Below are 20,448 nucleotides of genomic sequence, written 5' to 3' on the forward strand. Positions count from 1 at the left end.
CCCTTACAGTTCTACGATCGTGACGTCCTTGCCCTTGGCGGCCAGGGCGATTTTCCCTTCGCACAGGCGCAGCGCATCATCGCCGAAGACTTCGCGGCGCCAGCCGCTCAGCGCGGGCACATCCCGCTGCCCCGCCGCAATCGCATCCAGATCCGAGGCCGGTGCGATCAGTTTCGGGGCCACGCCCGCCTGCTCGGTCTTGGCCTTCAGAAGTACGCGCAGCAGATCGGCCAGCGCGGGGTTCACCTGAAGCTTGTCGCGGCTGTTATCCACCTTGGGATAGTTCGCCGGATCACAAGCCAGCCCGGCCTCCACCGCCTTAAGAATGCCTTCGGCGATGTCGCCCTTGCGGGCTTCGCGCAGCAACAGGCGCGAGCGGCCCAGATCGTTGGGCGTGGCGGGCTTGGTCGAGGCCAGCTCGACCAGTGCATCGTCTTTGTACACCCGGTTGCGTGGAATATTGCGCGCTTGGGCATAGTCTTCGCGGAATTTCGCCAGCTCGCGCACGATGGCCAAAAACTTGCCACTGGTGGTACGGGTCTTAACCCGTTTCCAGGCGTTTTCGGGATCAACGATATAGGTGCTCTTGTTGGTCAGGACCTGCAGTTCTTCCTGCACCCATTTCGCGCGCTTGTTCTTTTGCAGCTGATTGGCCAGAAATTCGTAAATCTGACGCAGGTGGGTCACATCCGCCAGCGCATAGGTTTTCTGGTTATCCGTCAGCGGGCGGCGCGACCAGTCGGTAAACCGATGGGACTTGTCCAGGCTGCCCTTGGCAATCTTGCGTACCAGCGTTTCATAACCCACCTGCTCGCCAAAGCCGCAGACCATGGCGGCGACCTGGGTGTCGAACAGCGGCTCGGGGAAGACCCCTGCGTCGATGAAAAAGATTTCCAGATCCTGACGCGCGGCGTGGAACACCTTAACGACCGAGGTATCGCGGAACAGATCGTACAGGGGTTCAAGCGACAGGCCCTTGGCCAGCGGATCAATTAAAACGGCATTGTCGTCCGTCTCGCCGGGCATGGCCATCTGGATCAGGCAAAGCTTGGAGTAATACGTCCGCTCGCGCAGGAATTCAGTGTCCAAGGTGACGTAATCATGGGTGCGGGCTTCGGCGCAGAATGCGGCCAGGTCTTCCGTCGTCGTCAGTGTTTTCATGCGGGCGGGTTTCGTCTCTGCCTAAGTGCGGTTCTGTGCGGTTTTCTGCGTATACGCCAAAGGCAGGGCGATGGAAAGCAGGTGCGCCGCGTCACCTTAGCCCAGCATCAAAGGTTCGGTCTGCCCTGCTGCGAAACGGCGCAAAACGGCCGGGTATAGCTGGTGTTCCTGTACCAGAACCCGCGCGGCCAGCGCATCGGGCGTATCGCCCGCCAGAATCGGCACGCGCGCCTGACCCAGGATCGGGCCGTCGTCCAGCGCCGGGGTGACCAGATGCACGCTGCAGCCTGCCTCGGTATCGCCAGCCTCGATCGCGCGGGCATGGGTGTGCAGGCCCTTGTATTTGGGCAGCAGCGAGGGATGGATATTCAGCATCCGGCCTTCGAATTCGCGCACAAAGCTTTCGGTCAGCACGCGCATGAACCCGGCCAGACAGACGATATCGGGTTGAGCGGCCTTCAGATGTTTCAGAAGCTCGGCCTGAAACGCTTCGCGGTCGCCTTTGAAGGGGCGATGATCCACGGCAAAGGTGTCCACGCCCATTTCGGCCGCTTTTTTCAGACCACCGGCATCCGGGTCATTCGAGCCGACCAGAACAGCACGGGCCGGGTGATCCCCGACCATGCTTTCCACCAGTTTCACCATATTCGAGCCACCGCCCGAAATCAGGATGGCAACCCGTTTGGTCACAGCAGAGCGCCCTTATAGGTCACGCCCTCGCCCGCGCCGATGGTGCCCAGCGTGGTGACGGTCTCGCCCGCCTCGGTCAGCAACTCGGTCAGGGCGGCGGCGCGGTCTGCGTCCACCACCAGGATCATGCCGATGCCGCAGTTAAAGGTCTTCAGCAGCTCGGATTCTTCCATGCCGCCGGTGGCAGCCAGCCATTTGAAGACGGGCGGCAATTCCCAGGCATCCAGGTCGATGGTCGCGCCCATGCCCTCGGGTAGAACGCGGGGCAGGTTCTCGGTCAGACCGCCGCCGGTGATATGGGCCAGTGCGTGCACGCCGCCCGCGCGGACAGCCGCCAGCGACTGTTTGACATACAACCGAGTCGGTGCCAGCAAGGCCGCGCCCAGCGTCCCGTCGCCAAACGGGCAATCCGCGTCCCATCCCAGGCCGGAGACTTCGACCAGCTTGCGCACGAGGCTATAGCCGTTCGAGTGCACACCGTTCGAGCCAAGGCCCAGCAGCACGTCGCCTTCGGTCACGCCGTCAGGCAGATCCGTGCCGCGCTCCATCGCGCCGACCGCGAAACCGGCCAAATCGAAATCGCCCTCGGAATACATGCCGGGCATTTCCGCCGTTTCCCCGCCGATCAGGGCACAGCCGGACTGCACGCAGCCCTCGGCGATGCCTTCGACAATGCGCGCGGCCTGATCCAGCTCCAGCTTGCCGGTGGCAAAATAATCCAGGAAAAACAGAGGCTCAGCGCCCTGACAGACCAGATCGTTGACGCACATCGCGACCAGATCAATGCCAATCGTGTCCACGTTGCCTGTGTCGATGGCGATCCGCAGCTTGGTGCCCACACCGTCAGTGGCCCCCACCAGGATCGGGTCGGAATACCCGGCGTCCTTCAGGTCGAACAAAGCGCCAAAACCGCCCAGCCCCGACATCACGCCCGAGCGTTTGGTCCGCTTGGCTGCCGGTTTGATCCGGTCCACCAATTCGTTGCCTGCATCAATATCAACACCTGCATCCGCGTAGGTCAGGCCGTTCTTGCCAGTGGTCATCAGCATATCCCCGAGTTTCTCGCGCTTCCGATAGACCATTGCGCGTCCGGTGTCCACGGGTGCGCGGGCATTACAGGTGGCCTGCCTCTTCCAGCACCTTTCGGGCGGCGCGGAAACACTCCAGCCCCTGCGGCACCCCGCAATAGATCGCAACGACATGAACGATGGCGCGTATCTGTTCGGGGGTCACACCGTTGTTCAGCGCACCGCGGCAGTGCAGCTCCCATTCGTGCATCTTGCCCAGCGCCCCGATCATCGCCAGGTTCATCATCGAGCGGGTTTTGGCGTCGATCACATCATCGCCCCAGCCAAAGCCCCAGCACCATGCGGTCATCGCCTCTTGGAACGGGCGGGTGAAGTCATCTGCGGCGGCAAGGTTTTTTTCTACGTATTCCGCGCCCAGCGTGCCTTTGCGTTGCTCCATGCCTTGCAGGAACAGGTCTTCGTCAAAAATGCTCATCTGTGGATACCCCTTCTGATTTGGGGCACGATACTAGGGCCGGTCAATCACTGCCAGCGTCATCCGAGAGATACAGACCAGCCGGTCCTGCTCGTCCGTGATACGGGTTTCCCAGACTTGGGTGCGCCGCCCGATATGAATGGGCTTGGACACGCCATAGACCCAGCCATCCGTGGCCGAGCGGATGTGGTTGGCGTTGATTTCCTGACCGACGCAGCCGTATTTTTCGCGGTCGATCACAAAGTTCGCTCCGATCGAGGCCAGCGTTTCAGCCAGCACCACCGAGGCCCCGCCATGCAGCAGGCCCATCGGCTGTTTTGTGCGATGATCCACGGGCATTCGGGCCTTTAGATAGTCATTCCCGGCCTCGATCACCTCGATCCCCATATGGCCGTTGGCACAATCCTTGCCCAGCGCCTCGATGATTTCCAGGTCAATGGGGGTGGTCCAGATCGTGTCGGTCATGCGGGATCTCCTTGTTCTTTGCGGGTCACTGTCCCCAGACAGGGACAGCGCCGCAAGAGCAAGGCCATGTGACCACGCGTCATTTGCCCCTATTCAGGATCGCCAATGGTCAACGAGATCGGCTGAAGCCCATCAACGCCGCCGGTGATCACGTCCCCCGCCACAACGGGGCCCACACCGGCGGGGGTGCCGGTCATGATCACGTCACCGGGGACAAGGTGATAGTACTTCGACAGGTCTGCCACGATTTCCTGTACGTTGTGAATCAGGTCCTTCAACTGGGCCTCTTGCTTCAGCTCGCCGTTGACCTCCAGGTGGATGCGCTGGTCGTCCAGTTCGCCCATCTCGGCGGCCTTGGTCAGCGGGGCAAACACAGCCGAGCCTTCCACGTCCTTACCCAGATCCCAGGGGCGCTGCTTGGATCGCGCCACCAGTTGCAGATCGCGCCGGGTCATGTCCAGTCCGCAGCCATAGGCATAGATTGCCTTGCTTGCTTCTTCGACGGGCACGCGAAACACGGGTTTACCGATCACCAGCACCAGTTCCATTTCATAGTGGAAGTTGTCGGTGCCCGGAGGGTACGGCAGCGTTTCGCCGCTGGCCAGGTTGGCCGAGGGCGACTTGGTGAAGTAGAACGGCGCTTCGCGGTCCACTTCGACACCCATTTCCGCGGCATGGGCGGCATAGTTGCGCCCAACACAGAAAATGCGATTGATCGGGTATTTTGCGTCCTCTCCCTGAACGGGAATGGACTGAATTTCGGGGGTCTCGAACAGGTAGCTGCTCATCTTGCGCGTTCCTCGTAGTAACCTAGTTTTTCCTGAAGCGGGCGATCGTGCACGCGGATGAGGAAGCTGTCTTCCTCGGCCTCATGAGTGATCTTTGCAAATACGGGGGCGGTAAAGGTGTCCTTGTCCCCCCAATCAAAAGTTTCGCCGTCAATGGTGGTCTTGCCACGCCCTTTGACCACATGAAAGGCACCCGAGGACGACTGCAGCGGCGGCGCGGCCTTGGTGCCGGCCGGGATCATCATCGCGGTAAAGCCCATGGTCGGCAGCACGTCGGCCCCGGTTTCGGGATTGACGAAATCCAGCTCGGCGACAGTGTCATCGGTGTATTTGATCAGCTCGCGCAGCGCGGCCTCGGTCCGGGTCCAGGGATAGCGGACCATGGGATATTTCCGCGTCCCTGCCCCGCGTTTGCGGCTGGGCACCAGCCCCGAGGACAGATATTCCACCTGCCCGGCATCAGGCCGGTTGCGCTGCGCCTGAAGCGGGCCTTCGACTGCATAAGAGCCTTCGAGATAGTAAAACAGCGGCAGGTCCAGTGCGTCCAGCCACACGACAGGTTCGTCGCCATCATGGCCGTGGTCATGCCAGTCGCCGCCGGGGGTCAGGACCAGGTCGCCCTCTTCCATGGGCAGGCGTTCGCCATCGACGACAGTATAGCCGCCCTTGCCTTCAACAATGATCCGCACAGCCGAGGGCGTATGAACATGCGCCGGCGCGGCTTCGCCCGGCAGCAGCAGCTGCATCCCCAGATAGATCGAAGCCGTGGCCTGCATCGCCCCTGCCCCCCGACCGGGGTCAGACAGCACCAGCACACGGCGTTCGGCCTTTTCCACAGGCGTCAGTTCGCCCGCGCGGTGCAGCAAGGGGCGCAGCGCCTGGTAATTCCAGTATCCCGGCTTGGTCACAGGATTGGGCCGGTCATGCGGTAGCACGTTACGCATCATCGGCCACAGCGGGGCCACGCCTGCCGCCGTCATCGCATCGCGATACTCCTGCGGCAGCTCTTCCAACGTTCCCAGTGTCTCGCCCATCTGGCCCTCCTCCTTATGGTGATGCGGGTGATTCCTAATTTTAGGAAGTCTACTTATCATTAGTGCACTCGTCAATATCCAGGCAATGTGATAGTGAAATCCAACGCCCGCGCGGTTAAACCCTGTGTGCAAAAGGACCCGCCACTTGAGCGACGCGACCAACGACATCTATTCCATGGCCGGGCTGTTGATCCGGCGGCTGCACCAGATCTCGACCTCGGTGTTCACGACCCGCATGAAAGAGGCGGGGCTGGACCTGACGCCCGTGCAATTCGGCGCGCTGTCGGCGCTGGCGCAAAACCCCGACGTGGACCAGGCCACCCTTGCCGGGCTGATCGCCCATGACCGCGTGACCATGGGGGCGGTGCTGGACCGCCTGCAAAACAAGGGGTTTATCACCCGCAAGGTCAGCCCCCAGGACCGCCGTGCGCGTGTGCTTAGCCTGACCGCAAAGGGCCGCACCGCGCTGGACAAGGCGCTGCCGATTGTTCAGGCGCTTCAGTCCGAGATCCTTTCGGGGTTGGACGAGACAGAAACCCGGCAGCTTTTGCAGCTGATGCGCAAGGCCGCTGATGCGGGCAATCAACGCTCGCGCGCGCCGCTGCTGTTCCCCCGGCGCCCGACATAGCCCCTGATGCCCGCCACGATCTGACGACGCCCGTTGGAAAAATCCGCCGCAGCGCCGCATTTAGCTGGAAAACACGAGAAAATCGCCTTATGTAGCAGCTTCATGTCACAGCACACCATAGCTGGAGGATAGCTGGTTGCTCGATCTTACGACCGTGCGTGCCGACCTGGCAGAGCACTATGATCTCGCTCCGTCCGTGGAGCTTGCCGAAGCAAACATGGACATTTACGCCAAGATGGATCGGGTGGTGACACCCGCCGACTGGGCGATCTATGCACCCTATGTGGTGGCCATCAACGCGCTGAAGAAAAAGCGCGGTGCGGTGATCCTGGCGCATAACTACATGACGCCCGAAATTTACCACGGCATTTCCGACTTCGTGGGCGACAGCCTGCAGCTGGCCATCAAGGCCACCGAAGTTAAGGCCGACGTGATCGTGCAATGCGGCGTGCATTTCATGGCCGAAACCTCCAAGATCCTGAATCCGGCGAAAACGGTTCTGATCCCAGATATGGAGGCAGGCTGCAGCCTGGCAGAATCCGTCACAGCCGAGGGCATCGAGCAGATGCGCGCCAAGTATCCCGGTGCGCCCGTCGTGACCTATGTGAACACCACGGCCGAGGTCAAAGCAGCGTCTGACATCTGCTGTACCTCGTCGAATGCCGCTCAGATCGTTGCCGCCCTGCCCGAGGACACGATCATCATGACCCCGGATCAGTACCTGGCGCAGAACATTGCCAACCAGGTGCCGGAAAAGAACATCGTCTGGTGGGAAGGCTCGTGCATCGTCCACGAACAGTACACCGCCAAGGACCTGCGCGATTTCCGCGAATGGAACCCTGACACCCGCATCATCGCCCACCCCGAATGCCCCCCCGATGTGGTGGCCGAGGCGGATTTCTCGGGCTCGACCAGCGGGATCATCAAATACGTCACTGACGAAAAGCCGCAAAAGGCCATGCTGGTGACGGAATGTTCGATGGCCTCGAATATCTCGGATGAACTGCCCGAGGTGGATTTCGTCGGCCCCTGCAACATGTGCCCCTATATGAAAAAGATCACGCTGGAAAAGGTGCTGTACGCTTTGCACACCATGACCGGCGAGGTCGAGGTCGACCCGGCCGTCGCCGAAAAGGCCAAGCTGGCCGTCACCCGGATGATCGACCTGTCGCGCGAGCTGGGTATCTAAGGACCGTTTAGGCCAATGGCGGATCGTCCAATGCAGGTGGTCACAACTGATCGCGTCATCATCGTGGGCGCAGGCATGGCGGCGCTTTATGCAGCGCTGGATCTGGCCCCCACGCCTGTCGTGATGATCTCGCCCGAAAAACTGGGCGAAGGCGCCTCGTCTGCCTGGGCGCAGGGCGGAGTGGCCGCAGCGATGGATGGCGCGGACAGCCCGCAATCGCATGCCGCCGACACGGTGAACGCCGGTGCGGGCACCGTTGACCGCAAGATCGCCGATCTGGTCACGTCCGAGGCCCGCGCGCATATCCGGGATCTTACGCAGCTGGGCACCCCCTTTGATCGCGACGAGAACGGCGGCTACGTCCTGTCGCGCGAGGCCGCGCACAGCTTTGCCCGCGTCGTCCGGGTAAAAGGCGATCAGGCAGGCGCCGAGATCATGAAAGCGCTGATCGCACAGGTCAGGGCCACGCCGTCGGTTCAGGTGCTCGAGGGCGTGATGGCCTCGGCGCTCGAGGTTAAGGACGGCACTGTCACCGGCGTGCAGATCGAAACCTCGGGGGACGAACGCTCGCACCCTATCATGCTGCAGGGTCCCGCGATCCTGATGGCGGGCGGCGGCTCGGGCGGGTTGTTCAAGCTGACGACGAACCCGCCGCGCATCCGTGGCCAGGTTATCGGCATGGCCGCCCGTGCCGGTGCGATTATCGCCGACCCTGAATTCGTGCAATTCCACCCCACCGCCATCGACATGGGCGAGGACCCGGCCCCGCTGGCGACCGAAGCCCTGCGCGGTGAAGGTGCCACCCTGATCAATCGCGACGGCGTGCGGTTCATGCTGTCCGAACATCCCGACGCCGAGCTGGCCCCCCGCGATATCGTCGCCCGTGCGATCTATGCCCAGACCCAGGCGGGCAACCGCCCCATGCTGGATACCCGCGAGGTGCTGGGGGCAAAGGTTCTGACAAACTTCCCCGCCGTGGCCGAGGCCTGCGCCCGTGCCGGCATTGATCCGGTGGCCGAACCCATTCCCGTGGCCGCCGCTGCGCATTACCACATGGGCGGAATTGATACCGATTCTGAAGGCCACAGCAGTCTGAAAAACCTGTGGGTCTGTGGCGAGGCGTCCTCGACCGGGTTGCACGGCGCGAACCGGCTGGCCTCGAACGGCCTGCTCGAGGCGCTGGTCTATGCCCGCCACTGCGCCCAAGGCATCAAGGACGCGCTGCCCAAGGGCCTGAACGGTGCCCCTCTGCAGCTAAGCTTTGAACCCGGTGGCCCCACCCCGCCGACGCAGGCAATTGACACGCTGCGCCGCTGCATGACCAATAACGTTGGCGTCGTCCGTGATGCGACCGGTCTGCGCCGCGCCCTGCGCGTGATCCAAAAGCTGGAAACCGACAACCCCGAGTGCCTGTGCTTTTTGAACATGACGGCCACGGCTACACTGATCGCCGCCGCCGCTCTGATGCGCGAGGAATCGCGTGGCGCCCATTGCCGCCGCGACTTCCCCGATGTGTCGGACACGGCCGAGCGCACTCATATCACCTTGGACCAGGCGCTGAGCATCCGTGCCGAGGCCGCCGCTGCAACGGAAAGCGACCAATGACCCAATTCGCCCCCCTGCCCGATCTGATCCTGGAACCCATGGTGCGCAACGCGCTGATGGAAGATCTTGGCCAGTACGGAGACGTCACAACCCGCGCCGTGATCCCCGCTGGCACCACCTATAACGCCCGCATCAACGCGCGCGAGGACGGCGTTGTGTCGGGTATGCAGGTCGCCGCCATCGCCTTTCGCCTGACCGACCCCGAGCTGGAAGTGAAAACGATCCTGACCGACGGCACGCCCTGCAAAAAGGGCGACACGCTGATGGAAATCCGTGGCCGCGCGGCCTCGATCCTGTCGGGCGAGCGGGTTGCGCTGAACTTTGCCGGGCGTCTGACCGGGATCGCGACGCTGACGGCGGCCTTTGTCGCCGAAACCAAGGGGACGAAAACCCGCATCACCTGCACCCGGAAAACCACCCCCGGCCTGCGGATCGTGGAAAAACAAGCGGTGCTGCATGGCGGCGGGTTCAACCACCGTATTTCGCTGTCCGACGCAATCCTGATCAAGGACAACCACATCGCCGCCGCCGGCGGCATCCGCCCCGTGCTGGAGGCAACCAAGGCCAATGCCTCGCATATGGTGCGCGTTGAAATCGAGGTCGACACGCTGGACCAGCTGACAGAGGTTCTGGAAACCGGCGGCGCCGATGTCTGCCTGCTGGACAACATGGACACGCTGACGCTGGAGAAGGCTGTGGAAATGGTGAACGGCGCGCTGGTGCTTGAGGCGTCGGGCAACATGAAGCTGGACCGCATCGCCGAGGTTTCGGCCACCGGGGTGGACTATATTTCCTCGGGGGCGCTGACCCATTCGGTGCGCACACTGGATCTGGGCCTGGACTTCTGACCCCAGTTTTCGCCTAAATTTTAATCCACCCCCAAATTTCTGCTGATTTTTGGCGCGAATATCACGCAGATTCGCTTTTTACGCCCTCATTCTGGTCTTAACCGAAGGCGCAGACAGACTGGGGACCAGCCACCGTGCCAAACCGCCTATCCATTATCGTCGTGGAAAAAGACCGCGACCGAGCTTTGCAGATCGTCGACAGCCTGAAGGCGTCGGGCGACTATGACATCTCGGTCATAGCCGAGGAATCCGGCCTTGCCCGCCGCATCGCGCAGGGTGATCCCGACGTGGTGCTGATCGACATGACCAACCCTTCGCGCGATTCCCTTGAAGAATTGGCCATCGCCTCGGGGCCGCTGGACCGACCCGTCGCGATGTTCGTGGACCGCAGCGACGACGCACTGACCAAAGCCGCGATCGAGGCCGGCGTGTCCGCCTATGTCGTGGACGGGATGCGCTCGGATCGGATCAAACCCATTCTTGACGCCGCGATCACCCGGTTCCACATGTTCCAGCGGATGCGCACGGAACTAGAGGCCACCAAGCTGGCGCTGGAGGAACGAAAAACGCTGGACCGCGCCAAGGGCATCCTGATGAAGGCCCGCGGCATTTCCGAGGACGAGGCTTATGCTCTCTTGCGCCGCACCGCGATGGATCAGGGTAAAAAGCTGATCGATGTCGCCAAATCTCTGGTCACTGCTGCGGGGCTTTTGTCATGAGCGTCACTCTAACTGCCGGTTTCATCGCCCTTGTCGATGCCGCCCCGCTGATCATCGCCCGTGAATTGGGTTTCGCCGAAGAAGAAGGTCTGAACCTGGAACTGCGCCGCGCGCCCAGCTGGTCCACCCTGCGCGACCTGCTGGCCCTGGGCCAGATCGAGGCCGCACATATGTTATCCCCTGTTCCCGTGGCCATGGCTTTGGGTCTGGGAGGGGTGAAAACCCGGCTGGATGCTTTGTCGGTCCTGTCGATGAACGGCAACGTGTTCGGGGTCAGCAATGCCTTGGCCGCGCAACTGCGTGAACAGGGGCACGGGTTTGGCTTTGATAACGCGCAGGCCGCCGGGCAAGCGCTGATCGCCGCCGGCAAGCGGTTGCGCGTCGGGGTGCCCTTCCCGTTCTCGATGCATGCCGAGCTGCTGTATTATTGGCTGAATTCCTTGGGATTTGCGGCGCCGCAATCGCTGGACATCCGCACGGTGCCGCCGCCATTGATGGCCAATGCCATCGCCAATGACGAGATTGACGCCTTTTGCGTGGGCGAACCCTGGGGCTCGATCACCGTCGAGAACGGCACCGGAGAGCTGCTGTTGCCCATGTCCGCCATCTGGCATTTCGCACCCGAAAAGGTTCTGGCTGTGCGGCACGAGTGGACGCAAACGGATCCAGACCTTTCGGCCCGCTTGCTTCGCAGTATCTGGCGCGCTGGGCGTTGGCTGGGCAATCCGGGGTCGCGCACTACGGCGGCTGAGATTCTTTCGCGCAGTGAATATCTTTCCGTCGCACCCGAGGTGATCGACCGCGCCCTGACCGGGCAGCTGGTGATCACGGCGCGCGGCGAGGAACGCGAGGTCCCCTATTTCCTGGACTTCCATTCGGGCGCGGCGACCTTTCCGTGGAAAAGCCAGGCAGGCTGGATCGGTGCTCAGATCGCTGGGCGCATGGGGCTGGATCGTGCCCAGGCCGTGCAGACCGCACGCGATGTTTTCCGACCCGACCTGTACCGCAGTTATCTAAGCGGCACCTCGGCGGAAATGCCCGGCGCCTCGGACAAGATCGAGGGATCGCTAAGTGTGGATACCCCTGTCGCCACGCGATCAGGGTCGTTGATCCTGCCGCCGGATCGTTTTTTCGATGGTCGCGTTTTCGACCCCGACCCAGGCGCGTGATTAAAAATTATGCAAACGCGGCGCTCACATCGCCGCGTTGCAGCAAAACAGTAAAAAATCAAACCACCGCCCCTTGCTGCAGCGCACGAATCCCCCTCAGACTGAAATCCAAGACGTAACAAGGGCGTTACGTCGTATGAATTCCCCGATGACCCGGGAAACCATGAGCAAAGCCGCTCGACCCTCTGCACAGGCAGAGTGTGTCAGCGGCTTTTTTGTTGTTCCGACTTTTCGGAGCGTTGAATGAAGGACAGACAGAGAATGAAACGTATCGCCTCTATCCTGGCAGCCACGACCATGCTGGTGACCCCCGCGGCTGCAGAAATGCTGGACGTCGAAAAGGACGAACTGAAGTTCGGCTTCATCAAACTGACCGACATGGCCCCCTTGGCTGTGGCCTATGAAAAAGGCTATTTCGAGGACGAAGGCCTGTTCGTGACCCTGGAAGCGCAAGCAAACTGGAAGGTTCTGCTGGACGGCGTGATCTCGGGCACTTTGGACGGCGCGCATATGCTGGCCGGTCAGCCTCTGGCCGCCACCATCGGTTTCGGCACCGAGGCGCACATCATCACCCCGTTCTCGATGGACCTGAACGGCAACGGCATCACCGTGTCGAACGAAATCTGGGCCCAGATGAAGGAACACATCCCCCACGACGCAGACGGCAAGCCGATCCACCCGATCAGCGCGGCCTCGCTGAAGCCCGTGGTTGAGAAGTACAAGTCCGAGGGCAAGCCCTTCAATATGGGCATGGTTTTCCCCGTGTCGACCCACAACTACGAACTGCGCTACTGGCTGGCCGCTGGCGGTCTGGAGCCGGGCTTTTACAGCCCCGAAAACGTGTCCGGCCAGATCGGCGCTGATGTGCTGCTGTCCGTGACGCCTCCGCCGCAGATGCCCGCCACCATGGAAGCCGGCACCATCTATGGCTACTGCGTGGGCGAGCCGTGGAACCAGCAGGCCGTGTTCAAAGGCATCGGCGTTCCGGTCATCACCGACTATGAGCTGTGGAAAAACAACCCAGAAAAGGTCTTTGGCCTGTCGGCGGAATTCCAGCAGGAAAATCCCAACACCACCATCGCCATCACCAAAGCTCTGATCCGCGCCGCCATGTGGCTGGATGAGAACGACAACGCCAACCGCCCCGAGGCCGTGGAAATCCTGAGCCGCTCGGAATATGTGGGCGCGGATTACGAAGTGATCGCAAACTCGATGACCGGCACTTTTGAGTACGAAAAAGGCGACAAGCGCGCCGTGCCCGATTTCAACGTGTTCTTCCGTTACAACGCGACCTACCCCTACTACTCGGATGCTGTCTGGTACCTGACCCAGATGCGCCGCTGGGGTCAGATCGCCGAGCCCAAGCCTGACAGCTGGTACGATGAAGTCGCCAAGTCGGTCTACAAGCCCGCGATCTATCTGGAAGCTGCCAAAAGCCTGATCGATGACGGCCTGGCCACCGAGGACATGTTCGACTTTGACACCGATGGCTACAAGGCCCCTACCCCGGCCGAGGATATCATCGACGGCATCGCCTATGACGGCAAAGCCCCCAACGCCTATCTGGAAAGCCTGCCGATCGGCCTGAAAGGCGCTCAGGTTGTCGAAGGCAACGAAGTAAAGGGCTAACGCCCTTGGGCCGGGCGGCTGCTCCCCTTGCGCCCGGCCCCACCCCCCAACGCGTAAAAACGCAGGATCAGACTGATGACCGCAATCGACCCCCAATCCCTCTCCGAGGCTGACAAAGCTGCCGCCAAAGAGGCCAGCCGCGCCCGGATGTTCACCCGCATCAACAAGATGGATGCCTGGTTCAAGGTACTGGGCCTTGCATGGATCACCCCGATCCTGAAAGCCATCGCAGGCGATAATCCCCGCGCCCAGGGCAAGGAAATCTGGCAGTTGCTGGGAGTTCCGCTGCTGGCCATCCTGCTGTTCCTGATGCTGTGGGGCACACTGGCCCCCAAGGTGCAAACCTCGCTGGGGGCGATCCCCGGACCAGCTGCGGTTTGGGAACAGGTTGAAAACCTGCATGCCGATCACCTGCGTGAAAAGGAAAAGGAAGCCGCGTTCTTCGAACGTCAGGACGCGCGCAACGCCAAGCTGATCGCCGCTGGCAAAGAGGACAAGGTCAAGTACCGGTCCTATACCGGCAAACCCACCTATTACATGCAGATCTGGACCTCGATCAAAACCGTGTTCTTCGGGTTCCTGATCGCCACCATCGTGGCCGTTCCGGTTGGCATTGCCGCCGGCCTGTCCAAGACCGCCAACGCGGCCGTGAACCCGATTGTGCAGATCTTCAAGCCCGTCTCGCCGCTGGCCTGGCTACCGATTGTGACCATGATCGTTTCGGCCACCGTTGCCACCAATGACGGGCTGTTTTCGAAATCCTTCCTGATCTCGGCCATCACCGTGACCCTGTGTTCGCTGTGGCCGACACTGATCAACACCGCGCTGGGTGTGGCCTCGATCGACAAGGATCTGGTCGCCGTGTCCAAGGTGTTGAAAATGAACACCTATACCAAGATCACCAAGCTGGTACTGCCCTCGGCCCTGCCGCTGATCTTTACCGGTCTGCGCCTGAGCCTGGGTGTTGGCTGGATGGTGCTGATCGCCGCTGAAATGCTGGCGCAGAACCCCGGTCTGGGCAAATTCGTCTGGGATGAGTTCCAGAACGGTAGCTCGCAATCGCTGGCCAAGATCATGGTGGCCGTGTTCACCATCGGCATCATCGGCTTCCTGCTGGATCGCGTGATGTACGCCTTGCAGTCGCTGTTCACCTTCTCGAATAACCGGTGATCAACATGTCGATTAGCTTCAAAAACGTCCACAAAAGCTTTGGCGAGGGCACCGCCGCGCACCACGTGCTGAAGAACATCAACCTTGAGGTAGAGGAAGGCGAATTTCTGGTCATCCTGGGCTTTTCCGGCACGGGCAAGACCACGCTGATCAACCTGATGGCCGGTCTGGACACCCCCACCAAGGGCAGCGTCACCTTCAAAGGTCAGCCCATCACGGGCCCCGGCCCTGAACGTGGTGTGATCTTTCAAAGCTATTCGCTGATGCCCTGGCTGACGGTGAACGGCAATGTGGGGCTGGCGGTGGACACGATCTTCCCTAATCTCAGCAAGAAAGAGCGTGCCGAGAAGGTCGCCCATTACGTCAACATGGTTGGCCTGCCGCATGCCGCAACGCGTCGTCCGGCTGAACTGTCGGGTGGGATGCGTCAGCGAGTGAACGTGGCCCGCGCGCTGGCCATGAACCCTGAAATGCTGCTGCTGGACGAGCCCTTGTCCGCGCTGGATGCGCTGACCCGCGCCAATCTGGCCGACGAGATCGAACATATCTGGGAAGCCGACAAGAAAACCTGCGTTCTGATCACCAATGACGTAGACGAGGCGATCATCCTGGCCGACCGCATCATCCCTCTGAACCCTGACGGGACGTTGGGCGACGCGTTTAAAGTGGACATCCCCCGCCCCCGCGACCGGATGGAAATGAACCACCACGACGGTTTCAAGAAACTGCGCGCTGAGGTCACCACCTACTTGATGGACGTGGGCATCGAGGCCAAGGCCGAAGGCACCCGTATCCTGCCCAATGTCGAGCCGATCCACGCCAAATCCGCGTTGGATGTGGACCCAAATCTGCCCTCGGCCGTGTCGGATGCGCAAAAGGGCATGATCGACCGAAACTTCTTGGATTTCAGCCAGTTGCACAAGGTCTATCCCACGCCCAAAGGGCCGCTGACCGTGGTCGAAGACTTTAATCTGAAGATGAACCGGGGCGAGTTCATCTCGTTGATCGGTCACTCGGGCTGCGGTAAATCCACCGTGCTGACCATGGCTGCGGGCCTGAACGACATCTCGAAGGGGGCAATCAAGCTGGATGGCCGCCATGTCGAAGGTGCCGATCCCGAACGCGCCGTGGTATTCCAGTCGCCCAACCTGTTTCCCTGGCTGAGCGCGCGTGAAAACTGCGCCATTGGCGTGGACAAGGTGTACCCCAAGGCCAGCGTCGCCGAGCGTCAGGACGTTGTAGAATACTATCTGGAACGCGTGGGCATGGCCGACGCCATGGACCGCCCCGCGCATTCCATGTCGAACGGGATGAAGCAACGAGTGGGCATAGCCCGCGCCTTTGCCCTGTCGCCGAAACTGCTGCTGCTGGATGAACCCTTTGGGATGCTGGACAGCCTGACCCGCTGGGAGCTGCAAGAGGTTCTGATGGAGGTTTGGGAACGCACCAAGGTGACGGCAATCTGCGTGACCCATGACGTGGACGAGGCGATCCTGCTGGCCGACCGCGTGGTCATGATGACCAACGGACCGCAAGCCACCATCGGCAAGATCGTTGACGTGGACCTGCCTCGTCCCCGCTCGCGTAAGGCCCTGTTGGAACATCCAGACTACTACAACTTCCGCCAAGAGGTTCTGGATTTCCTCGAGGAATACGAGCACGGCGCCAAGCCCAAGCCCAAAGCGAAACCCATCGCGGCGGAGTAAGCTGATGGTTGCCTCTCGGAACATCCTCGAAATTGCCCAAGGAGCGGCCTGAGATGGCACAGAAACTTGTCGTCATAGGCGCCGGGATGGCATCGGGTCGGGTGTTGGATCGCCTGCTGGCCGATGCGCCCGATGCCTATGATATCACCATTTTCAACGCCGAGCCGCGCGGTAACTACAACCGATTGATGCTGTCGCCGGTTCTGGCGGGCGAAAAAACCTATGACGAAATCGTCACTCATGACGAAGATTGGTACGCAAGACACGGAATTTGCTGCCGATTTGGTGAAAAAGTCTTGTCCATTGACCCGATTCACAAACAGGTCATTGGTGAACGTGGCAAAGTGTCTTATGACAAAATTGTGTTGGGCATGGGGTCCAATCCCTTCATGATTCCCCTGCCCGGCCACAATATGGACGGCGTGATCGCCTATCGTGACCTGGAAGATACTAGACGGATGATCGCCCTGGGGGAGAGACCTGGTGCTAAGGCCGTTGTGATTGGAGGAGGTCTTCTGGGTTTGGAGGCCGCTGCGGGCCTGAGCTCGCGCGGGGTAGACGTGACCGTCGTCCATATTATGGGGCACCTGATGGAACGTCAGCTGGACCCGGCTGCTGCAGCGCTTCTGCAGCAGGCCCTTGAGGCACGGGGCATCACCGTCCTGTGCAACGCGAACTCCAAGCAGATCCTGGGCGCAGATGGCCATGTTACGGGCCTTGAGCTGGAGGATGGCACTGTCCTGCCCTGCGATCTGCTGGTTATGGCCGTGGGTATCCGCCCGGCCACCGGGCTGGCTGTGGACACGGGCCTGACCGTGGAACGCGGCGTGGTGGTGGATGACCACATGGTCACCTCGGACCCTGATATTCTGGCCGTCGGCGAATGCGTTCAGCACAACGGCCAGCTGTTTGGTCTGGTGGCCCCGCTTTATGATCAGGCCGAGGTCGTCGCCAAGACCCTGCAAGGGATTGAGGCGCGCTTCGTGAACAAGCAAGTTTCGACCAAGCTGAAAGTCACAGGCTGCGATCTGTTCAGCGCCGGCGATTTCGCCAGCGGTGAGGGCCGCGAGGACATCGTCCTGCACGACCATGCCTCGGGCTTCTACAAGCGGCTTATTCTCAAGGAAAACAAGATCATCGGCGCCGTGATGTATGGCGACACCTCGGATGGGGGCTGGTTCTACAACCTGATCCGTGACGGACAGGACGTGACCGCGATCCGGGACATGCTGATTTTTGGCCCCGGCTTTCAGGGCACCCCCGAGGCCGATCCCTATGGCGGTCGCTGCAGCCTGACCGGCTGACGCGGTCGCGCGAACTCATCCCGGCCCTTCGACGGGTCGGCCCATGCAACCCACCCGGCCAGACGCCAAGGGGAATGACACATGACTACCGTGCGGATCTTGCCAGCTCTGGATCAAAACACCCCCAGTTGCAAAACCACCTGCCCCTATTGCGGTGTAGGGTGCGGCGTGTTGATCAGCCCAGACGGCACGGGCGGCGTGCAGGCCAAGCCTGACCCCGATCACCCTGCCAACCTGGGACGGCTGTGCTCCAAGGGGACGGCATTGGGCGAGACGACCTGGCTGGATGACCGCCTGCTGGCCCCCCAGGTGAACGGCGCCCCCACCGATTGGGACAGCGCACTGGACCTGGTCGCGCAGAAATTCAAGGACACCATCGCCGAACACGGACCCGATAGCGTGGCCTTTTACGTCTCGGGGCAATTGCTGACCGAGGATTACTATGTCGCCAACAAGCTGATGAAAGGCTTCATCGGCTCGGCCAATATCGACACGAACTCGCGCCTTTGCATGGCGTCCTCGGTCGCCGGTCATAAACGTGCTTTTGGCACCGACACCGTGCCCGGCCAGTATACCGATCTGGAAACCGCCGATCTGGTGGTGCTGACCGGATCAAACCTGGCGTGGTGCCACCCGGTCCTGTACCAGCGCATCGTCGCCGCCAAAAAAGCCAACCCCAAGATGAAGGTCGTGAATATCGACCCGCGCCGCACGGCGACCTCGGATCTGGCCGACCTACACCTGTCGATCGCCCCCGGCGGGGATGCGGCCCTGTTCAACCGTCTGCTGGTGGAAATCCACCAGCAAGGCGCCGTGGACAGCGATTTTGTCAGCACCCATGTCGAAGGGTTCGAGGCAGCCATCGACGCGGCCTCCAGCTGCGACAGCGCAGTCACCGGCCTGTCCGAGGCCGAGATTCAGAAATTCTGCAATATGTGGATTGGCACCGAAAAGGTCGTCACCGTTTATTCTCAGGGCGTGAACCAATCCAGCGCGGGCGCGGACAAGGTGAACGCGATCCTGAACTGTCATCTGGCCACCGGCCGGATCGGCCAGCCCGGAATGGGGCCATTTTCCGTGACCGGCCAGCCCAACGCCATGGGCGGGCGCGAGGTGGGCGGTCTGGCCAATATGCTGGCCTGCCATCTGGATCTTGAGGTGCCCCAGCACCGCTCGGCCGTGAAAACCTTCTGGAACGCGCCGGACATGCCCGAGGCTGCCGGGCTCAAGGCCGTGGACATGTTCCAGGCAGTGGGCGACGGGCGGATCAAGGCGCTCTGGGTGATGTGCACCAACCCCGCCGTGTCGATGCCCGATGCCGACGCGGTGAAGGCCGCGATCGAGGGCTGCGACTTCGTTGTTGTCAGTGATCTGACCGCCGACACGGACACTGCCAAGTTGGCGCATGTGGTGCTGCCCGCCACGGGCTGGGGCGAAAAAGACGGCACGGTCACCAACTCTGAACGCTGCATCTCGCGTCAGCGCGGGTTCCTACCAGCCCCCGGCGAAGCGCGCCACGATTGGGACATCATGGCCGAAGTGGGCCGCCGCATGGGCTGGACCGAGGCATTCGACTATTCCACTCAGGCCGAGATTTTCCGCGAATATGCGGCCCTGTCGGGCATTGCCGGCCAGTTGGGCAAGGATTTCGATATCTCGGGCCTCAGCAATCTAAGCGACGAGGAATACGACAGCCTGCAGCCCACCTATTGGCCTGTTACCGCCCTGCGCGTCGGGGGCCGTTTCTTTGGCGATGGCAAGTTTTTCACTCCTTCGGGTAAGGGGCGTATGCTGCCCATTCACTATCGCGATCCGCAGTCGATACCGACTGCGGACTACCCCTTCCGGCTGAACACCGGCCGCGTGCGCGACCACTGGCACACCATGACCCGCACCGCGAAATCCGCGCGTCTGTCGCAGCACATGGGCGAGCCCTATCTTGAGATCCATCCTGATGACGCCAAAGACCTTGGCCTGTCCCCGGCCGATATCGTCACCGCTGAAACCACCCATGGTACCGCGCTGCTGCGCGCGCTGATCACGGACCGTGTGCAACCCGGACAGGTTTTCGCGCCCATGCACTGGACTGCGCAATATGCCTCGGCCGGGCGTGTGGATGCGCTGGTGGCGCCCATCACTGACCCGGTGTCAGGTCAGCCTGAATCCAAGGCCTCGGTGGCCAAGGTGACCCGTTTTCAGGCGGCATGGTACGGCTTTGCCGTGTCGCTGGACGAGCCACAATCGCAAACCGAATACTGGGCCAGCGCCCGCAGTAACACCGGCTGGCGGATCGAGCTGGCAGCATCCCAGACCCCGGACGATTGGGATACCTACGCCCGCGCCTTGCTGAACGCGCCCGACGCCCAGGTGCAGTCGGTGCTGGACCCCGCCAAGGGTACTGCCCGCATCGCCCTGATCGAAGACGGTCGCCTTGTCGGCGCGCTTTTCGCCGCGCGCACACCGGTCGAGGTCGCCCGCAACCACATGGCCAGCATGATCGGAGAGCCGCCAAACGGCGCTTTGGCGGGCCGCCCCTCGGCCGACCGTCCCGATCCGGGCGCGATCGTCTGCGCCTGTTTCGATGTCGGCGTGAACACCATCCTGACCGCGATCAACGACCAGAAACTGGTTAGTGTCGAACAGATCGGGGCCGCCTTGAACGCAGGCACCAACTGCGGCTCGTGCCGGCCCGAACTGGCCACGCTGCTGGCCTCGGTCAAGGTGCAGGAAGCCGCCGAGTAATCGCAGACATGTGAGCCGAAAAATCCACGCGCCCCATAGCCACCCGCAGCGGGGCGCGATACATCTTGGGAATGGAATAATTCGCCACCGGACCCAAG

At 61.7% G+C, this 20,448-nt stretch carries 17 protein-coding genes and 1 pseudogene; 11 read left to right on the forward strand and 7 right to left on the reverse strand.

Annotated features, from left to right (window positions below):
• Positions 1 to 3: 3 nt before the first annotated feature.
• The 7 genes from rnd to ACOQOQ_RS14995 form a co-directional block, all read right to left on the reverse strand.
• Positions 4 to 1,161: a ribonuclease D gene (gene rnd / locus ACOQOQ_RS14965; RefSeq protein ID WP_420567790.1), complete on the reverse strand. Its 1,158-nt coding sequence runs from the start codon at positions 1,159 to 1,161 to the stop codon at positions 4 to 6.
• A gap of 96 nt (positions 1,162 to 1,257) precedes the next feature.
• Complete coding sequence (purN, locus tag ACOQOQ_RS14970; RefSeq protein ID WP_420569778.1) at positions 1,258 to 1,806, reverse strand: phosphoribosylglycinamide formyltransferase; 549 nt, start codon at positions 1,804 to 1,806, stop codon at positions 1,258 to 1,260.
• A 41-nt stretch (positions 1,807 to 1,847) separates the two neighbouring features.
• Positions 1,848 to 2,894 (reverse strand): phosphoribosylformylglycinamidine cyclo-ligase, encoded by a 1,047-nt coding sequence (purM, locus tag ACOQOQ_RS14975; RefSeq protein WP_420569779.1) that lies wholly within the window; start codon positions 2,892 to 2,894, stop codon positions 1,848 to 1,850.
• 70 nt (positions 2,895 to 2,964) lie between these two features.
• The gene (locus ACOQOQ_RS14980) at positions 2,965 to 3,354 is read right to left on the reverse strand and encodes a carboxymuconolactone decarboxylase family protein (RefSeq protein WP_420567791.1); all 390 of its coding nucleotides are present in this window, start codon (positions 3,352 to 3,354) and stop codon (positions 2,965 to 2,967) included.
• A 33-nt stretch (positions 3,355 to 3,387) separates the two neighbouring features.
• Entirely contained in the window at positions 3,388 to 3,819 is a 432-nt protein-coding gene (locus ACOQOQ_RS14985) for a hotdog fold thioesterase (RefSeq protein WP_420567792.1), read from the reverse strand.
• An 89-nt stretch (positions 3,820 to 3,908) separates the two neighbouring features.
• Positions 3,909 to 4,607, reverse strand: a complete 699-nt coding sequence (locus ACOQOQ_RS14990) for a fumarylacetoacetate hydrolase family protein (RefSeq protein WP_420567793.1) — start codon at positions 4,605 to 4,607, stop codon at positions 3,909 to 3,911.
• Positions 4,604 to 5,641, reverse strand: a complete 1,038-nt coding sequence (locus ACOQOQ_RS14995; RefSeq protein WP_420567794.1) for a cupin domain-containing protein — start codon at positions 5,639 to 5,641, stop codon at positions 4,604 to 4,606. Before ACOQOQ_RS14995 ends, ACOQOQ_RS14990 begins: the two co-directional genes overlap by 4 nt.
• A 145-nt stretch (positions 5,642 to 5,786) precedes the next feature.
• Here ACOQOQ_RS14995 and ACOQOQ_RS15000 point away from each other — a divergent pair, with 145 nt between their 5' ends.
• The 11 genes and pseudogenes from ACOQOQ_RS15000 to ACOQOQ_RS15050 all read left to right on the forward strand — a co-directional run bounded on the left by ACOQOQ_RS15000 (position 5,787) and on the right by ACOQOQ_RS15050 (position 20,350).
• Positions 5,787 to 6,269, forward strand: coding sequence for a MarR family winged helix-turn-helix transcriptional regulator (locus tag ACOQOQ_RS15000; RefSeq protein ID WP_420567795.1), 483 nt, complete (start codon positions 5,787 to 5,789; stop codon positions 6,267 to 6,269).
• Positions 6,270 to 6,405: 136 nt separating this feature from the next.
• Positions 6,406 to 7,458 carry a quinolinate synthase NadA gene (nadA, locus tag ACOQOQ_RS15005; RefSeq protein WP_420567796.1) on the forward strand — a complete coding sequence of 351 codons (1,053 nt, stop codon included), beginning with the start codon at positions 6,406 to 6,408 and terminating at the stop codon, positions 7,456 to 7,458.
• 30 nt (positions 7,459 to 7,488) lie between these two features.
• A complete protein-coding gene (locus ACOQOQ_RS15010) occupies positions 7,489 to 9,063 on the forward strand; it encodes an L-aspartate oxidase (RefSeq protein ID WP_420569780.1) in 1,575 nt (524 codons plus the stop codon).
• Positions 9,060 to 9,911: a carboxylating nicotinate-nucleotide diphosphorylase gene (gene nadC, locus ACOQOQ_RS15015; RefSeq protein WP_420567797.1), complete on the forward strand. Its 852-nt coding sequence runs from the start codon at positions 9,060 to 9,062 to the stop codon at positions 9,909 to 9,911. Before ACOQOQ_RS15010 ends, nadC begins: the two co-directional genes overlap by 4 nt.
• A gap of 134 nt (positions 9,912 to 10,045) precedes the next feature.
• Positions 10,046 to 10,630 (forward strand): ANTAR domain-containing response regulator, encoded by a 585-nt coding sequence (locus tag ACOQOQ_RS15020; protein WP_420567798.1) that lies wholly within the window; start codon positions 10,046 to 10,048, stop codon positions 10,628 to 10,630.
• Complete coding sequence (locus ACOQOQ_RS15025; protein ID WP_420567799.1) at positions 10,627 to 11,799, forward strand: CmpA/NrtA family ABC transporter substrate-binding protein; 1,173 nt, start codon at positions 10,627 to 10,629, stop codon at positions 11,797 to 11,799. The genes ACOQOQ_RS15020 and ACOQOQ_RS15025 overlap by 4 nt, the downstream gene beginning before the upstream one ends.
• A 261-nt stretch (positions 11,800 to 12,060) precedes the next feature.
• Positions 12,061 to 13,428: a CmpA/NrtA family ABC transporter substrate-binding protein gene (locus ACOQOQ_RS15030; protein ID WP_420567800.1), complete on the forward strand. Its 1,368-nt coding sequence runs from the start codon at positions 12,061 to 12,063 to the stop codon at positions 13,426 to 13,428.
• Positions 13,429 to 13,503: 75 nt separating this feature from the next.
• Positions 13,504 to 14,598: an ABC transporter permease gene (locus tag ACOQOQ_RS15035; RefSeq protein ID WP_420567801.1), complete on the forward strand. Its 1,095-nt coding sequence runs from the start codon at positions 13,504 to 13,506 to the stop codon at positions 14,596 to 14,598.
• Between the two features lie 5 nt (positions 14,599 to 14,603).
• Positions 14,604 to 16,304, forward strand: coding sequence for an ABC transporter ATP-binding protein (locus ACOQOQ_RS15040; RefSeq protein WP_420567802.1), 1,701 nt, complete (start codon positions 14,604 to 14,606; stop codon positions 16,302 to 16,304).
• A gap of 53 nt (positions 16,305 to 16,357) precedes the next feature.
• Positions 16,358 to 17,599, forward strand: a pseudogene (locus ACOQOQ_RS15045) (NAD(P)/FAD-dependent oxidoreductase); the annotation flags it as partial.
• 90 nt (positions 17,600 to 17,689) lie between these two features.
• The gene (locus ACOQOQ_RS15050; protein ID WP_420567803.1) at positions 17,690 to 20,350 is read left to right on the forward strand and encodes a molybdopterin-dependent oxidoreductase; all 2,661 of its coding nucleotides are present in this window, start codon (positions 17,690 to 17,692) and stop codon (positions 20,348 to 20,350) included.
• Positions 20,351 to 20,448: the final 98 nt, after the last annotated feature.

Source organism: Thalassovita sp., assembly GCF_965218685.1.
Taxonomy (GTDB): Bacteria; Pseudomonadota; Alphaproteobacteria; order Rhodobacterales; family Rhodobacteraceae; genus Thalassobius.

Coding starts and splice junctions, on each gene's coding strand:
- ACOQOQ_RS14985 (WP_420567792.1), bottom strand. CDS start 3,819: ATGACCGACACGATCTGGACCACCCCCATTGACCTGGAAATCATCGAG.
- ACOQOQ_RS14980 (WP_420567791.1), bottom strand. CDS start 3,354: ATGAGCATTTTTGACGAAGACCTGTTCCTGCAAGGCATGGAGCAACGC.
- ACOQOQ_RS15010 (WP_420569780.1), top strand. CDS start 7,489: ATGCAGGTGGTCACAACTGATCGCGTCATCATCGTGGGCGCAGGCATG.
- ACOQOQ_RS14990 (WP_420567793.1), bottom strand. CDS start 4,607: ATGAGCAGCTACCTGTTCGAGACCCCCGAAATTCAGTCCATTCCCGTT.
- purN (WP_420569778.1), bottom strand. CDS start 1,806: ATGGTGAAACTGGTGGAAAGCATGGTCGGGGATCACCCGGCCCGTGCT.
- rnd (WP_420567790.1), bottom strand. CDS start 1,161: ATGAAAACACTGACGACGACGGAAGACCTGGCCGCATTCTGCGCCGAA.
- ACOQOQ_RS15035 (WP_420567801.1), top strand. CDS start 13,504: ATGACCGCAATCGACCCCCAATCCCTCTCCGAGGCTGACAAAGCTGCC.
- ACOQOQ_RS15040 (WP_420567802.1), top strand. CDS start 14,604: ATGTCGATTAGCTTCAAAAACGTCCACAAAAGCTTTGGCGAGGGCACC.
- ACOQOQ_RS15030 (WP_420567800.1), top strand. CDS start 12,061: ATGAAACGTATCGCCTCTATCCTGGCAGCCACGACCATGCTGGTGACC.
- ACOQOQ_RS14995 (WP_420567794.1), bottom strand. CDS start 5,641: ATGGGCGAGACACTGGGAACGTTGGAAGAGCTGCCGCAGGAGTATCGC.
- nadC (WP_420567797.1), top strand. CDS start 9,060: ATGACCCAATTCGCCCCCCTGCCCGATCTGATCCTGGAACCCATGGTG.
- purM (WP_420569779.1), bottom strand. CDS start 2,894: ATGACCACTGGCAAGAACGGCCTGACCTACGCGGATGCAGGTGTTGAT.
- ACOQOQ_RS15050 (WP_420567803.1), top strand. CDS start 17,690: ATGACTACCGTGCGGATCTTGCCAGCTCTGGATCAAAACACCCCCAGT.
- ACOQOQ_RS15025 (WP_420567799.1), top strand. CDS start 10,627: ATGAGCGTCACTCTAACTGCCGGTTTCATCGCCCTTGTCGATGCCGCC.